Origin of the sequence: Kluyvera intermedia (genome assembly GCF_034424175.1) — a bacterium.
Classification (GTDB): domain Bacteria; phylum Pseudomonadota; class Gammaproteobacteria; order Enterobacterales; family Enterobacteriaceae; genus Kluyvera; species Kluyvera intermedia.
Map to the genome: position 1 here is coordinate 4,121,547 of NZ_CP139986.1, position 15,099 is coordinate 4,136,645.

A 15,099-nucleotide genomic window follows, 5' to 3' on the forward strand; every position below is an offset into this window, starting at 1 on the left:
GAAGTTAAGATGCCCCCAATTATGCCCCCAATGACATCCGGATTTCAACGGACAACCTCGGACGACTCAGGACGTAAAAATCGCTACAAGCATTGATTTTTAAGGGAGAATTGGACTTTCTCGGATGGTCTTGGAAGTACTAATGGTGCCGAAGGCCGGACTCGAACCGGCACGTATTTCTACGGTTGATTTTGAATCAACTGCGTCTACCGATTTCGCCACTTCGGCACTGAAGAGGTACGCGGAAAACGTTGTGGATTATACCTACCGCACGCCATCATGCAAGTACCAGCTTGCACTTATCACGCTAAGTGCCGAAAAAAACAGCACTCTTCTGCCTCAGTCACATTTTTCCTACCGCCCATAATCCCCCGTTCCGCCAAGCGCCCCCTCCCCACATGCTCTACACTCTCAGTTCAACACCACACCAAAGAGAATCACGATGTCCATTATAAAAAGCTACGCCGCCAAGAATGCCGGAGCGGAACTGGAAGTCTGGGAATACGATGCCGGTGAACTGCTGCCGGAAGACGTTGAGGTGAAGGTGGATTACTGCGGGATCTGCCACTCTGACCTGTCGATGATCGACAACGAATGGGGCATGTCGCAGTATCCGCTGGTTGCGGGCCATGAGGTGATTGGCCACGTGGTGGCGCTGGGTAGCGCTGCGCAGAGTAAGGGCCTGAAGATTGGTCAGCGCGTGGGCATTGGCTGGACGGCGCGAAGCTGCGGTCACTGCGATGCCTGTATCGACGGCAACCAGGTTAACTGTTCTGGTGGGTCGGTGGCGACCATCCTGAACCACGGCGGCTTTGCCGATAAGCTACGCGCTGACTGGCAATGGGTTATTCCGCTGCCGGACAGCATCGATATCGAAACCGCAGGCCCAATGCTCTGCGGTGGCATCACCGTGTTTAAACCGCTGCTGATGCATCATGTGACCGCCACCAGCCGCGTGGGGGTGATTGGGATTGGTGGGCTGGGGCATATCGCCATTAAGCTGTTGCGGGCGATGGGGGCGGAAGTGACGGCCTTTAGTTCTAACACGTCCAAAGAGCAGGAAGTGCGGGCGATGGGCGCGGACCACGTGGTGAACAGCCGTTCACCGGAAGCGCTGAAGGAGCTGGCGGGTCAGTTTGACCTTATCATCAACACCGTGAACGTCGACCTGAACTGGCAGCCATACTTCGAAGCGCTGGCTTCGGGCGGCAACTTCCATACGGTTGGGGCGGTGCTCACCCCGCTTCCAGTGCCGGCCTTTACGCTGATTGGCGGCGACCGCAGCATCTCCGGTTCGGCGACGGGCAACCCATCTGAACTGCGCAAGCTGATGAAGTTTGCCGGTCGCAGCAAGGTCACACCGATTACCGAGCTGTTCCCGATGTCAGAAATCAACGACGCTATCCAGCACGTGCGTGACGGCAAAGCCCGTTATCGCGTGGTGTTAAAAGCCGACTTCTGATGTTGATCCGGCGGCGTTCTGTCGCCGGTCTTCCCCTGTTTATCACACCCTGCCCGTTACGACGGTTAAATCCGTATCTGGATGCCGCCTTCCAAAAATAAGTAAATCGCCTGCAACACCGTACTCACACTGGATATTTCACCGCAATCCGGACAATTTCCTGCATCGCAACGCCGTTGTTTTGCCTATACTCGACGCAGATAAAATGGAGGATGACCCATGAGCACACCTTTGCTAATAGCACGCACCCAGGACACACAGCTGGTTTTACTTTCCAATATGGCGAACCGCCACGGGCTGATTACCGGCGCCACGGGCACGGGTAAGACCGTCACCCTGCAAAAGCTGGCGGAGTCGTTCTCGGAGATTGGTGTGCCGGTGTTTATGGCGGATGTAAAAGGTGATCTGACCGGTATTGCCAAAGAAGGTCAGGCTTCTGAGAAGCTGCTGGCGCGGCTGAATAATATCGGCGTTACCGACTGGGAGCCGCATGCAAACCCGGTGGTGGTGTGGGATATCTTCGGCGAGAAAGGCCATCCGGTGCGCGCCACCGTGTCCGACCTCGGGCCGCTGCTGCTGGCGCGCTTGCTTAATCTCAACGAGGTGCAGTCCGGGGTGCTCAATATTATCTTCCGTATTGCCGACAATCAGGGTCTGCTGCTGCTGGACTTTAAAGACCTGCGCGCCATCACTCAGTACATTGGCGATAACGCAAAATCCTTCCAGAATCAGTACGGCAATATCAGTACCGCCTCGGTGGGAGCCATCCAGCGTGGGCTGCTGACGCTGGAACAGCAAGGGGCCGAACATTTCTTTGGCGAACCGATGCTGGATATCAAAGACTGGATGCGTACCGATAGCAACGGCAAAGGCATCATCAACATCCTCAGCGCGGAAAAGCTCTACCAGATGCCGAAGCTGTACGCCGCCAGCTTGCTGTGGATGCTCTCTGAGCTGTACGAGCAACTGCCGGAAGCGGGCGATCTGGATAAGCCGAAACTGGTGTTCTTCTTTGATGAAGCGCACCTGCTGTTTAGCGATGCGCCGCAGGTACTGCTGGATAAAATCGAGCAGGTGATCCGCCTGATACGTTCGAAAGGCGTCGGGGTCTATTTTGTGTCGCAAAATCCGTCAGATATTCCTGATGCGGTACTGGGTCAGTTGGGTAACCGCGTGCAGCACGCGCTGCGCGCCTTTACGCCTAAAGATCAGAAAGCGGTGAAAACGGCGGCGCAGACCATGCGGGCAAATCCGGCGTTCAATACCGAACAGGCGATTCAGGAACTGGGCACTGGGGAAGCGTTAATCTCCTTCCTTGATGCGAAAGGCAGCCCATCGATTGTTGAGCGGGCGATGGTGATTGCGCCAGACTCGCGTATGGGGCCGGTGACTGACGATGAGCGTAATGGGCTTATCAATAACTCGCCGCTGTACGGCAAGTATGAGGATGAGGTCGACCGGGAGTCGGCGTTTGAGATGCTGCAAAAAGGCGTCGAGAACAGCGCGGGTCAGGCGGATGCTCCGCCAGCTAAGGGTCAGCAAAGTACCGATGATGGTGGACTGCTGGGCGGGCTGAAAGACATTATCTTTGGCACCACCGGGCCGCGCGGCGGCAAGCATGATGGATTGGTACAAACGGCGGCGAAAAGTGCCGTGCGTCAGGTGACGAACCAGATTGTGCGCGGCATGCTGGGTAGCCTGCTTGGCGGAAGACGTCGCTAAGGCGTCGTACATCAACCATTGCCGGATGGCGGCGTAAACGCCTTATCCGGCCTACAAATCCATATCGTAAAAACGGTTAACACTTGCAACTCGTAGGCCTGATAAGCATAGCGCCATCAGGCATAGCCGCACGGGTAGCCCGGGCGAACGCATGTGACCCCGGGAACGGCACAGCGCTAACATCTCCCCAAACCGCAGGCGTAAAAAAACCCGGCGTCGCGTTGCTCAGCCGGGCTACATTACAGAGATATCAGGCTTTTCGCGTCATCAGCCACAGGCTTATCAGGAAGAAGCTGGCGCTCGGCAGCAATGCTCCGATAATCGGCGGAATGCCGTATACCAGCGTCAGCGGCCCGAAGATCTGGTCAAGCACGTAGAACACAAAACCAAAGCTAATCCCCGTCACCACACGCACGCCCATCGCCACGCTACGCAGCGGGCCGAAGATGAACGACAGTGCCATCAGCATCATCACCGCCACGGAAAGCGGCTGGAAGATTTTGCTCCACATATTCAGCTGGTAGCGCCCAGGATCCTGGCCACTGGCCTTCAGGTACTTCACGTAGTTATGCAAGCCACTGATGGAAAGCGCATCCGGATCCAGCGCAACAACGCCTAATTTGTCCGGCGTCAGCGTGGTTTTCCAGGTCCCGCTTACCGTCTGCGAACCCGTAATCTGCTTTGGATTGCTCAGATTAGATTCGTCCACCTGCGACAGTCGCCACACCTTCTGTTCATTATCAAACTTCGCGCTGGCAGCATAGCGTACGGACTGTAAGCGACGTTGGTCGTTAAACGCATAAATACTTACGCCACCCAGCTCCTCGTCGCCTTTGACCCGCTCGATGTAAACAAAGTTGTGACCGTCTTTCGCCCACATCCCCTGTTGGGTCGACAGCAGTGAGCCGCCATACATCTGCTGGGCGCGGTAGTTACGCGCCATCTGCTCACCCTGCGGCGCAACCCACTCGCCCATTGCCATAGTCAGCAACACCAGCGGGATGGCGGTTTTCATTACCGCCAGCGCCACCTGCATACGGGTGAAACCGGAAGCCTGCATTACCACCAGTTCGCTGCGCTGAGCCAGCATCCCCAGCCCCAGCAACGCACCTAACAGTGCCGCCATCGGGAAGAAGATCTGCACATCTTTTGGCGCGCTCAGAATCGTATATAAACCGGCGCCCATCGCGTCATAACTGCCCTGCCCGGCCTTTTTCAACTGGTCGACAAACTTGATGATGCCGGACAACGACACCAGCATGAACAGAGTCATCATGATGGTGGTAAATATCGTCTTGCCGATATAGCGGTCAAGTACACCAAACGGCTGCATTATACCGCTCCTTTATGCGTAAAACGGGCGCGGAAGCGGCGCATTGGCACGGTATCCCACAGGTTCAGCGCCACGGCCAGTGCAAAGTAAACCAGGTTCACCGTCCACATCCACAGGGCCGGGTCGATTTTGCCCTTGCCCGCGTTCGACTTCAGCGAGGTTTGCAGCAAGAAGAACACCAGATACAGCAGCATCGCTGGCAACATCGACAGCACACGCCCCTGACGCGGGTTGACCACGCTCAGCGGCACGACCATCAGCGCCATGATAAAGACCGTTGCCACCAGCGTGAAACGCCAGTGCAGCTCTGCGCGAGCACGGTCGGTATCGGTATTCCACAACGTGGTCATGCTCATCTGTTCGGTATCGGTCGGGTCGGAAGCAACCGCCTGGTGACCAATAATCGCCTGATAGTTTTTGAAATCAGTGATGCGGAAATCACGCAGCATGGCGGTGCCTTCAAAGCGGGTACCTTGATTTAGCGTCACCACCTGAGAACCATCTTTATGCTGGGAGAGCTGTCCAGTATCGGCCACCACCACGGAAGGACGCGCGGTGCCTTTCGGACGGAGCTGAGCCAGGAAGACGTCATGGAAGCTCGCGCCGTTAACGCCTTCGATAAACAGCACCGCGTTACCGTCGCCAGACTGCTGGAACTGCCCTTGGGCCAGCGCCGCCATGCCGGGGTTAGCTTTCGCTTCTGCCAGCACTTCATCCTGATGTTGAGACGACCACGGCCCGGCCCACATCACGTTCACTGCCGCGACGATACCGGTAAACAACGCCAGCACCATCGCCGCTTTAATCAGTACGGCTTTACTCAGGCCACACGCGTGCATGACCGTAATTTCACTTTCGGTATACAGTTTGCCCAGCGTCATCAATAGACCCAGGAACAGACTCAGCGGCAGGATAAGCTGCGCCATTTCAGGCACGCCGAGTCCCAGCAAAGAAAGCACCAGGTTTGTCGGGATATCGCCGTCTACCGCCGCGCCAAGGATCCTCACCAGTTTCTGACAAAAGAAGATCAGAAGCAGGATGAACAGGATGGCAAGCTGGCTTTTAAGCGTCTCTCGCACCAGATATCGTATGATTATCACTATAAATACGCCCGTAAAAACCCGTCTTATTGCAGGAAAATAGCTTGTTTCATGGCTTAAACGTCATTTATTCTCTTGAGTCGTCGAAAACATCGCTAAGATTAAATGACTCAGCGGTTTCACGTTTCAGGAAATGTTCTGACGTGCCAACACCGTAATAACGTTAAGATTAACACGAAGTCACCGCAACCGCGGAAATGAGTTACGTAAGCTTGCAATTCTATCCGTAGCCACCGCCGTTGTCTTTAAGATTCAGGAGCGTAGTGCATGGAGTTCAGTGTAAAAAGTGGTAGCCCGGAGAAGCAGCGGAGTGCCTGTATCGTCGTGGGCGTATTCGAACCCCGTCGTCTCTCTCCCATTGCCGAGCAGCTCGATAAAATCAGCGACGGCTATATCAGCGCGCTGCTGCGCCGCGGCGAACTAGAAGGCAAACCGGGGCAGACTTTGTTGCTGCACCACGTACCCAACGTCCTGTCAGAGCGCATTCTGCTGATTGGCTGTGGCAAAGAACGCGAGCTTGATGAGCGTCAGTATAAGCAAGTTATTCAGAAAACGATTAATACCCTGAATGACACCGGTTCGATGGAAGCCGTCTGCTTCCTGACCGAACTGCACGTGAAAGGCCGCAACAACTACTGGAAAGTACGTCAGGCGGTAGAAACCGCAAAAGAGACGCTGTACAGCTTCGACCAGCTTAAAACCAACAAAAGCGAGCCGCGTCGCCCGCTGCGTAAAATGGTCTTCAACGTGCCAACTCGCCGCGAACTGACCAGCGGTGAGCGCGCAATCCAGCACGGTCTGGCGATTGCCGCTGGTATCAAAGCGGCGAAAGATCTTGGCAACATGCCGCCAAATATCTGTAACGCGGCCTATCTTGCCTCTCAGGCACGTCAGTTAGCTGACAGCTACAGCAAAAATGTCGTCACCCGCGTCATCGGCGAACAGCAGATGAAAGAGCTGGGGATGCACTCCTATCTGGCGGTCGGCGACGGCTCACAGAACGAATCCCTGATGTCGGTCATCGAGTACAAAGGTGTGGCATCTGAAGATGTGCGTCCTATCGTCCTGGTGGGTAAAGGCCTAACTTTCGACTCCGGCGGTATCTCCATCAAACCATCCGAAGGGATGGATGAGATGAAGTACGACATGTGCGGTGCGGCAGCGGTCTATGGCGTGATGCGGATGGTTGCCGAACTGCAACTGCCGATTAACGTTGTTGGCGTGCTGGCGGGCTGTGAAAACATGCCCGGCGGGCGCGCATATCGTCCGGGCGACGTGCTGACCACCATGTCTGGCCAGACCGTTGAAGTCCTGAACACCGATGCCGAAGGCCGTCTGGTGCTGTGTGACGTGTTAACCTACGTTGAGCGCTTTGAGCCAGAAGCGGTGATAGACGTCGCAACTCTGACCGGCGCCTGCGTGATTGCGCTGGGCCATCACATCACCGGCCTGATGTCGAACCACAATCCGTTGGCACATGAGCTGATTGGCGCGTCCGAGCAAGCTGGTGACCGCGCATGGCGTCTGCCGCTGGGCGATGAGTACCAGGAACAGTTAGAGTCCAACTTTGCGGATATGGCAAACATCGGTGGCCGTCCGGGTGGTGCTATCACCGCCGGCTGCTTCCTTGCGCGCTTTACCCGTAAGTACAACTGGGCGCACCTGGACATCGCCGGTACCGCATGGCGTTCAGGCAAGGCCAAAGGCGCTACAGGTCGTCCTGTGGCACTGCTGTCGCAGTTCCTGCTCAATCGCGCGGGTTTTAACGGCGAAGAGTAAGACACAACCCCCTCACCCTAACCCTCTCCCCAAAGGGGCGAGGGAACAAATCTCCCTCTTTCTTGAGGGAGAGGGTCGGGGTGAGGGGGAGATTTAAATCCACTACAAGAAGCCCCATATATGAAGAATGCAACGTTCTATATTCTGGACAATGACACCACCGTCGACGACCTCAGCGCCGTCGAGCAGCTAGTGTGTGAAATTGCCGCAGAACGTTGGCGTGCGGGCAAGCGTGTGTTGATTGCCTGTGAAGACGAGCAGCAGGCCGTGCGCCTGGATGAAGCGCTGTGGACGCGTCCACCGGAAAGCTTTGTACCGCATAATCTGGCGGGCGAAGGTCCGCGTGGCGGTGCGCCGGTTGAGATTGCCTGGCCTGCTAAACGTAACAGCAGCCCACGCGATATACTGATCAGTCTGCGGGTAAACTTTGCAGATTTTGCCACCGCTTTCACAGAAGTGGTAGACTTCGTCCCTTACGAAGAAACTCTAAAACAACTCGCACGCGATCGCTACAAAGCTTACCGCGTGGCTGGTTTTAACCTGAATACGGCAACCTGGAAATAATGGAAAAGACATATAACCCACAAGATATCGAACAGCCGCTTTACGAGCACTGGGAAAAGCAGGGCTATTTCAAGCCTAACGGCGACGAAAGCAAAGAGTCCTTCTGCATCATGATCCCGCCGCCGAACGTCACCGGCAGTTTGCATATGGGTCATGCTTTCCAGCAAACCATCATGGACACCATGATCCGCTACCAGCGCATGCAGGGTAAAAATACCCTGTGGCAGGCCGGTACCGACCACGCGGGTATCGCAACCCAAATGGTGGTTGAGCGTAAGATTGCCGCTGAAGAAGGTAAAACTCGCCACGACTACGGTCGCGATGCCTTTATCGATAAAATCTGGCAGTGGAAAGCGGAATCCGGCGGCACCATTACCCGTCAGATGCGTCGTCTCGGCAACTCGGTTGACTGGGAGCGCGAGCGCTTCACCATGGACGAAGGCCTTTCCAATGCCGTGAAAGAAGTCTTTGTTCGCCTGTACAAAGAAGACCTGATTTACCGTGGCAAGCGCCTGGTAAACTGGGACCCGAAACTGCGCACCGCCATCTCTGACCTGGAAGTGGAAAACCGCGAGTCGAAAGGCTCCATGTGGCACATCCGCTATCCGCTGGCCGACGGCGCGAAAACCGCAGACGGTAAAGATTATCTGGTGGTTGCCACCACGCGTCCGGAAACCATTCTGGGCGATACCGGCGTCGCCGTTAACCCGGAAGATCCGCGTTACAAAGATCTGATCGGTAAATTTATCATGCTGCCGCTGGTTGATCGCCGTATTCCTATCGTGGGCGATGAACACGCCGATATGGAAAAAGGCACCGGCTGCGTGAAGATCACCCCGGCACACGACTTTAACGACTATGAAGTCGGTCGTCGTCATGCCCTGCCAATGATCAACATTCTGACCTTCGACGGTGATATCCGCGAAAGTGCGGAAGTGTACGACACCAAAGGTGAAGAGTCCGACGTCTATTCCAACGCGATCCCGGCTGAGTTCCAGAAGCTGGAACGCTTTGCCGCACGTAAAGCGGTGGTTGCCGCTATCGATGCGATGGGCCTGCTGGAAGAGATCAAACCGCACGACTTGACCGTGCCTTACGGCGACCGTGGCGGCGTGGTTATCGAACCGATGCTAACCGACCAGTGGTACGTCCGTGCCGACGTGCTGGCAAAACCGGCGGTAGAAGCGGTTGAGAACGGCGACATTCAGTTCGTGCCGAAGCAGTACGAAAACATGTACTTCTCCTGGATGCGTGATATTCAGGATTGGTGTATCTCCCGTCAGCTGTGGTGGGGTCACCGTATCCCGGCTTGGTATGACAACGACGGCAACGTCTACGTTGGCCGTACCGAAGACGAAGTGCGTCAGGAAAATAACCTCGGCGCCGACGTTGCGCTGCGTCAGGACGAAGACGTTCTCGACACCTGGTTCTCCTCCGCGCTGTGGACCTTCTCCACTCTCGGCTGGCCGGAAAACACCGACGCACTGCGTCAGTTCCACCCAACCAGCGTGATGGTTTCCGGCTTCGACATCATCTTCTTCTGGATCGCCCGCATGATCATGATGACCATGCACTTCATCAAAGATGAAGACGGCAAGCCGCAGATTCCGTTTAAGACCATCTACATGACCGGTCTGATTCGTGATGACGAAGGCCAGAAGATGTCCAAATCCAAGGGTAACGTTATCGACCCACTGGATATGGTTGACGGCATCTCTCTGCCAGACCTGCTGGCTAAGCGTACCGGCAACATGATGCAGCCACAGCTGGCTGAGAAAATTGCTAAGCGCACCGAGAAGCAGTTCCCGGACGGCATTGAGCCGCACGGCACCGACGCCCTGCGTTTCACCCTGGCGGCGCTGGCCTCAACCGGTCGCGATATCAACTGGGATATGAAACGTCTGGAAGGTTACCGTAACTTCTGTAACAAGCTGTGGAACGCCAGCCGCTTTGTGCTGATGAACACCGAAGATCAGGATTGTGGCTTCAACGGCGGCGAGATGACGCTGTCACTGGCAGACCGTTGGATCCTTGCAGAATTCAACCAGACCATCAAAGCGTACCGCGAAGCGCTGGATAACTTCCGCTTCGACATCGCTGCGGGCATTCTGTATGAGTTCACCTGGAACCAGTTCTGCGACTGGTATCTGGAGCTGACCAAGCCTGTGATGACCGGCGGTTCAGAGTCTGAACTGCGTGGCACCCGCAACACGCTGGTGACCGTTCTGGAAGGTCTGCTGCGTCTGGCGCACCCAATCATTCCATTCATCACCGAAACCATCTGGCAGCGTGTGAAGGTCATTTGCGGTAACACCGCAGATACCATCATGCTGCAACCGTTCCCAGAGTACGATGCATCGCAGGTTGATGAAGCGGCGCTGGCGGACACCGAGTGGCTGAAGCAAGCGATTGTCGCTATTCGTAACATCCGTGCGGAGATGAACATCGCCCCGGGTAAACCGTTGGAGCTGTTGCTGCGTGGTTGCAGCGAAGCGGCGATGCGTCGTGTGAACGACAACCGCAGCTTCTTGCTGAACCTGGCGCGTCTGGAAAGCATCACCGTGCTGCCTGCTGATGATAAAGGCCCGATCTCCGTGACCAAAATCATCGACGGCGCCGAGCTGCTGATCCCGATGGCTGGCCTCATCAACAAAGAAGATGAGCTGGCGCGTCTGGCGAAAGAAGTGACAAAAATCGAAGGTGAGATTGGCCGCATCGAAAGCAAGCTCTCTAACGAAGGCTTTGTCGCACGCGCACCGGAAGCTGTGATCGCCAAAGAGCGTGAGAAGCTCGAAGGTTACGCGGAAGCCAAAGCGAAGTTGATTGAACAGCAGGCGGTTATTGCTGCGCTGTAAACCGTGCCTATGTTGTCCCGGGGTCGCATGCGCTCGCCCGGGCTACAAGGGTGCACGAATGTAGCCCGGACGAGGCGCGTCTGCGCCGACTCCGGGTTCGCCCCTGAATTATCCTCGCTTGCGCTCCCCCCGCCCGCAGTGTTATTAACTGCATATATTTCACGTTTATGTCATGAGTTTCGCTATGAGTGTTGTTACGCCCGTTTCTGCGACCCTTCGCCGGATCACGGCTGAAGATAATGCTGCCATTGCCCTCGTCATTCGCCAGGTCTCTGCCGAATACGGCTTGACGGCCGACAAGGGCTACACGGTGGCCGACCCCAATCTGGACGAGCTATTCCAGGTTTATAGCCAGCCAGGCTCGGCCTATTGGGTGGTTGAGCAAAATGGGAAAGTCGTTGGCGGCGGTGGTGTGGCGCCGTTAGGCTGTAGCGAGCCGGACATTTGTGAGCTGCAAAAGATGTACTTTTTACCGAGTGTGCGTGGCCAAGGGTTAGCGAAGAAGCTTGCACTCACCGCGCTCGATCACGCCCGCGAGCAGGGCTTTAAGCAATGCTACCTGGAAACCACCGCGTTCCTGACCGAGGCCATCCGCCTTTATGAGCGTCTGGGTTTTGCACATATCTCGCAGGCGCTGGGTTGCACCGGTCATGTGGATTGTGAAGTGAGAATGCTAAAACCCCTTTGAGTCGCGCAAAGGGGTCATCCTGATTACTGCATTTCCGGCGATACTGCCAGACGAATAGCCCCTGCGGCATTCGCTTCCGGCAGCGCCAATATCTGCTTCCAGAAATCCTGCACGATATCGCAAGCAATACCTTCTTTGCCTACGCCTTTTGTCGGATCAGACATAATTTCAACATCCTGCCCGTAGCGTTGGATAAGCGTCGGGCCGAGGCTTTGCATATCGGCCAGCGCCTGTTGCTTCTCTTGCGGTGTAACCGTGTGTTTATCCGGCCCGTAAGCGGCACGCATCATTCGTGCATCGCTTTCAGTTCGTCGCGTAAGAAGATCTTTTGAAATAATTTTAACCGGATTGATTCCCCCTTTAACTGCCGGGAACAGGAAACGGTAGCACACGTCATCGCCGCTTTTCTTCGCTGCGGCAATCTGCTCAAGGTTGATTTTCATGTACTCAATGACGTTGGCATCAGGAGCCTGCTGTAGCCGCGCCATTTGCAGTTGCAGGATTTGAGGCTGAATGGCATCAATCACCTGCTGCTGACTTTTGCCCTCCCTTTTCATCTGCGCCGACATATCGCGAATATGCTGCCAGAATGTTGGATCCTGCTCTTTCAATACCTGGAAAGTCGGCATTGTAGACATCGCCGATTCGAATTGCTGCTCTTCGGTCTTGCCAAAATCAGGACTCTCCCGCGGGATCAGATAGTGCACATCAAACAGATTCCAGGCGATAATTGCCACCACAAAGATAACGGCACCCGCCGCTTTACCAATCCAGCCTTTTTTGCGAAACACCCCAACGACGATAGCAATTACCGCCCCGATATAGCCCGCCAACAGTACATGTGTCCAGTTCATCCCCATCCTTACACCGCATCCCAGAAATTATCTATATGGTAAATTTATACTTAATCTAAATTATACTCACCAAGTCAATACATAGAATTAATACCACTCCCGCAGTAGCAATTCAAGCGGTTAACACAACTCTGAAAACGTACTTTATAGTTATTATTAATTACAAATTCCTGTATAAAGAGCCCTTCGTTTTTTATGATCACAAGGATGTTTACATATGATTCATTCACCCACCAATAAGTCTGGGGAAGTGCACACACTTAAATTCCATGGAAAAGCTTCATCCTTCTTCATTATTTGTCTCATTAATGCTTTCCTATCATTAATTACTCTCGGCATCTTTTTACCTTGGGCATTAGTGCGCTGCCGCCGTTATTTTTATGAAAATATGGAACTGCACGGCACGCGGTTTGGTTACCACGCAAAAGGTCGCGATATTTTTATCAGTTGGTTTGCCATTACCGTTATTATATCCATTCTCGGCTTCATCGAAAGTTTGAGCGATCATGCAGGTGAAATGGCTTCCACACCATGGGTTTTGATACTAGTCATGCCCTGCATGATGGTAAAAAGCCTGAGCTATCACGCTACAATGACCACGCTAAACAACGTGCGCTTCGGGTTTCAGTGTTCCATGCTGCGAGCATGGTGTGTATTAGTGGGTATCCCGCTAGTGACCCTTGTCGTGTTCTCTATCGTCTTTATCGGTTATAGCAATTTGATGGGGCCTCCTTCAGGAGTCAACTCTCTGATTGCACGGGTTATTTGCGGAGTCGTGGTAGGCATGGTCGTTTTTTGTGCTATTAATGGCATTATTTATCGTCACTGGATAACATTACTCGCGAATAACTTTAAATTTAGCATTCATAGTTTTGATGTAAATATTAAAACATCAAAGTGCGTTATCATCTCTTTAATTTCGATGGCCATTCTGATTCCCTTTATGATTGTTATCATAAAAATGTTCATGTCTCTTATGGATCAATACGGTCTTTTCGGGTTATTAAGTGGCCATACGGGTGCATTTGCGCTGTCATATTTGCTTTATTTTATCGCTATCGTGCTTTCCTCGGCTTACGCTTTCTCGGCACTGCGCAACTACACGTTCAATAACCTGATGCTCGCCAAAAGTATTCGATTCCACTCTTCGTTAACGTTCGTTGGCACCGCCTTAAATCTACTGTTGTTGTTCGTTGTATCAAGCCTCACGCTCGGGTTGGCCTATCCGTGGGCGAAAATACGTTTACTTCGCTATCAAGTCGAACATACCACGGTCATCGGTGATCTTGATGAGTTAGATCTCACTAATGATGACCAACCGCTGGATATGGGTATTTTTGCGCGTATTTCACGTGGCACGGCCACCGCGCTGCCGTTTATGTAATTGATACTGTGGCCGGGTACGACGGCCATCATCCACTCACCCTATCGTATTAAAGAACAGGCTTATGAAAGGATTGAAAGCCCGATAAGTGAGAAACCGGCACTCCGCTGTGGAAGCGGAACTCGTCATCCGGCGTGGTGATAAGCAACGCTTCCACTTCACCAAAGAATCGTACGCGGTCGCTAATGTCATCGTCTGCAACCTGCTGCGCCAGCGTCAGGTAGTCTTGATAATGCCGCGCCTCTGAGCGCAACAGCGATAAGTAAAACGTCCTAAGATCGTCATCAAGATACGGTGCCAGTGCGGCAAAACGTTCGCAGGAACGCGCTTCGATATACGCGCCACAAATCAGCTTATCAATCAGCGTTAACGGTTCGTGGGTGCGCACCTCTTTGAGCATCCCTTTGGCGTAGCGGCTGGCGGTAATCTTCACGTAAGGAATATTGCGGCGCTGCATGGCTTCCCATACTTGCCAGAAGTGATGCAACTCTTCTTTCATCAGCAGCACCATACTGTCGATAAGCTTCAGTCCCCACGGGTCGTCGGTCTTTGGCATCACGCTTTTATTGATCTGCTTATTGAGCAGTGCGAAATCGGGGACTTCCCCCTCACGGAAAGCAAAGGCTTCATATGGCTTTAGCCAATCGAGCAATGCCTGTGCGCCATCTTTGCCAGCCACATATTTACGCACCAGAAACATCGCCGTTTGTGCCGCTTTCAGCTCACAAACCAGATGGTCGGTTAAGAGCAGAGGAAGATTTTCAGATAAGCGCGCTTCATCCAGCCATTTGTCAGGCGTTTTGCAGTGCAGGAAGCTGTAGATGGGGGAGAGTATTTGCGGGTAATCCATGAATCAATCCTTGAACTACGGCAGCGGGCGCTGCCGTAGGGAATCAGATGACTTAGTGGCGCACGCCATCGTCGTCTTCGTCGACTTCATCTTCGTCTTCGTCGTCGCCTTCTTCACCGTTAGGGTCTTCGAAGTAGGTGCCCCAACCGTCGTAATCCACTTCAAATTTCTCAGCCAGGTTCATCAGTTGCTCAACCTGTGCGTCGATAAGCTCTGCATTCAACGCACATTCGCTCAGAATATCGCAGCAGATGACTGTGTCGCCTTCTTCGACTTCCAGCTCTTCTGGTTCGGTAACTTCATAACCCATCTTGAACGCTTCAACCGCTGCTTTTTCCAGGGTTTCAAAATCGTCCGCAGAAAGGTGGTGTTCAATGGTATACAGCGCGTCAGGATCGCTGCCGTCTTCCAGCAGTTCTTCAATGATCAGACGTGTTTCTTCACGCTGTTCTTCCAGGTGTTCTGCGTTTGCCATGATTCGTTCCTCGTAATGTGGCTGATACTCTTA

General features: G+C 53.9%; 12 protein-coding genes and 1 tRNA gene. 7 read left to right on the forward strand and 6 right to left on the reverse strand.

Going from position 1 to position 15,099, the window contains the following annotated elements; all coding sequences use genetic code 11:
• Nucleotides 1-143: 143 nt before the first annotated feature.
• Nucleotides 144-228, reverse strand: a tRNA-Leu gene (locus U0026_RS19845).
• A 214-nt stretch (nt 229-442) separates the two neighbouring features.
• Between U0026_RS19845 and ahr the strand changes: the two genes are divergently transcribed.
• Both ahr and U0026_RS19855 read left to right on the forward strand, forming a co-directional pair.
• Nucleotides 443-1,462: an NADPH-dependent aldehyde reductase Ahr gene (ahr, locus tag U0026_RS19850; protein ID WP_062777832.1), complete on the forward strand. Its 1,020-nt coding sequence runs from the start codon at nt 443-445 to the stop codon at nt 1,460-1,462.
• A gap of 219 nt (nt 1,463-1,681) precedes the next feature.
• The gene (locus U0026_RS19855) at nt 1,682-3,184 is read left to right on the forward strand and encodes a helicase HerA-like C-terminal domain-containing protein (protein WP_062777830.1); all 1,503 of its coding nucleotides are present in this window, start codon (nt 1,682-1,684) and stop codon (nt 3,182-3,184) included.
• Nucleotides 3,185-3,434: 250 nt separating this feature from the next.
• Here U0026_RS19855 and lptG read toward each other — a convergent pair whose 3' ends face one another.
• Both lptG and lptF read right to left on the reverse strand, forming a co-directional pair.
• Entirely contained in the window at nt 3,435-4,517 is a 1,083-nt protein-coding gene (lptG, locus tag U0026_RS19860) for an LPS export ABC transporter permease LptG (protein WP_062777828.1), read from the reverse strand.
• Nucleotides 4,517-5,617, reverse strand: coding sequence for an LPS export ABC transporter permease LptF (gene lptF / locus U0026_RS19865; protein ID WP_062777826.1), 1,101 nt, complete (start codon nt 5,615-5,617; stop codon nt 4,517-4,519). Before lptF ends, lptG begins: the two co-directional genes overlap by 1 nt.
• 267 nt (nt 5,618-5,884) lie before the next feature.
• On the opposite strand from lptF, the gene pepA reads away from it, so the two are divergent.
• The 4 genes from pepA (at nt 5,885) to U0026_RS19885 (ending at nt 11,503) form a co-directional block, all read left to right on the forward strand.
• Complete coding sequence (gene pepA / locus U0026_RS19870) at nt 5,885-7,396, forward strand: leucyl aminopeptidase (RefSeq protein ID WP_062777824.1); 1,512 nt, start codon at nt 5,885-5,887, stop codon at nt 7,394-7,396.
• A 120-nt stretch (nt 7,397-7,516) separates the two neighbouring features.
• A complete protein-coding gene (gene holC, locus U0026_RS19875; RefSeq protein ID WP_062777822.1) occupies nt 7,517-7,960 on the forward strand; it encodes a DNA polymerase III subunit chi in 444 nt (147 codons plus the stop codon).
• Nucleotides 7,960-10,815 (forward strand): valine--tRNA ligase, encoded by a 2,856-nt coding sequence (locus U0026_RS19880; protein WP_062777821.1) that lies wholly within the window; start codon nt 7,960-7,962, stop codon nt 10,813-10,815. The genes holC and U0026_RS19880 overlap by 1 nt, the downstream gene beginning before the upstream one ends.
• Nucleotides 10,816-10,999: 184 nt before the next feature.
• The gene (locus tag U0026_RS19885) at nt 11,000-11,503 is read left to right on the forward strand and encodes a GNAT family N-acetyltransferase (protein WP_062777819.1); all 504 of its coding nucleotides are present in this window, start codon (nt 11,000-11,002) and stop codon (nt 11,501-11,503) included.
• Nucleotides 11,504-11,526: 23 nt separating this feature from the next.
• On the opposite strand, the gene U0026_RS19890 is transcribed toward U0026_RS19885, so the two are convergent.
• Complete coding sequence (locus U0026_RS19890) at nt 11,527-12,357, reverse strand: hypothetical protein (RefSeq protein ID WP_062777817.1); 831 nt, start codon at nt 12,355-12,357, stop codon at nt 11,527-11,529.
• 217 nt (nt 12,358-12,574) lie between these two features.
• Between U0026_RS19890 and U0026_RS19895 the strand changes: the two genes are divergently transcribed.
• Nucleotides 12,575-13,741: a YjgN family protein gene (locus U0026_RS19895; protein WP_062777815.1), complete on the forward strand. Its 1,167-nt coding sequence runs from the start codon at nt 12,575-12,577 to the stop codon at nt 13,739-13,741.
• A gap of 49 nt (nt 13,742-13,790) precedes the next feature.
• Here U0026_RS19895 and miaE read toward each other — a convergent pair whose 3' ends face one another.
• Together miaE and rraB are read right to left on the reverse strand one after the other, a co-directional pair.
• Nucleotides 13,791-14,591, reverse strand: coding sequence for a tRNA isopentenyl-2-thiomethyl-A-37 hydroxylase MiaE (miaE, locus tag U0026_RS19900; protein WP_062777813.1), 801 nt, complete (start codon nt 14,589-14,591; stop codon nt 13,791-13,793).
• 52 nt (nt 14,592-14,643) lie between these two features.
• Nucleotides 14,644-15,066 carry a ribonuclease E inhibitor RraB gene (gene rraB / locus U0026_RS19905; RefSeq protein ID WP_062777811.1) on the reverse strand — a complete coding sequence of 141 codons (423 nt, stop codon included), beginning with the start codon at nt 15,064-15,066 and terminating at the stop codon, nt 14,644-14,646.
• Between the last annotated feature and the right edge of the window lie 33 nt (nt 15,067-15,099).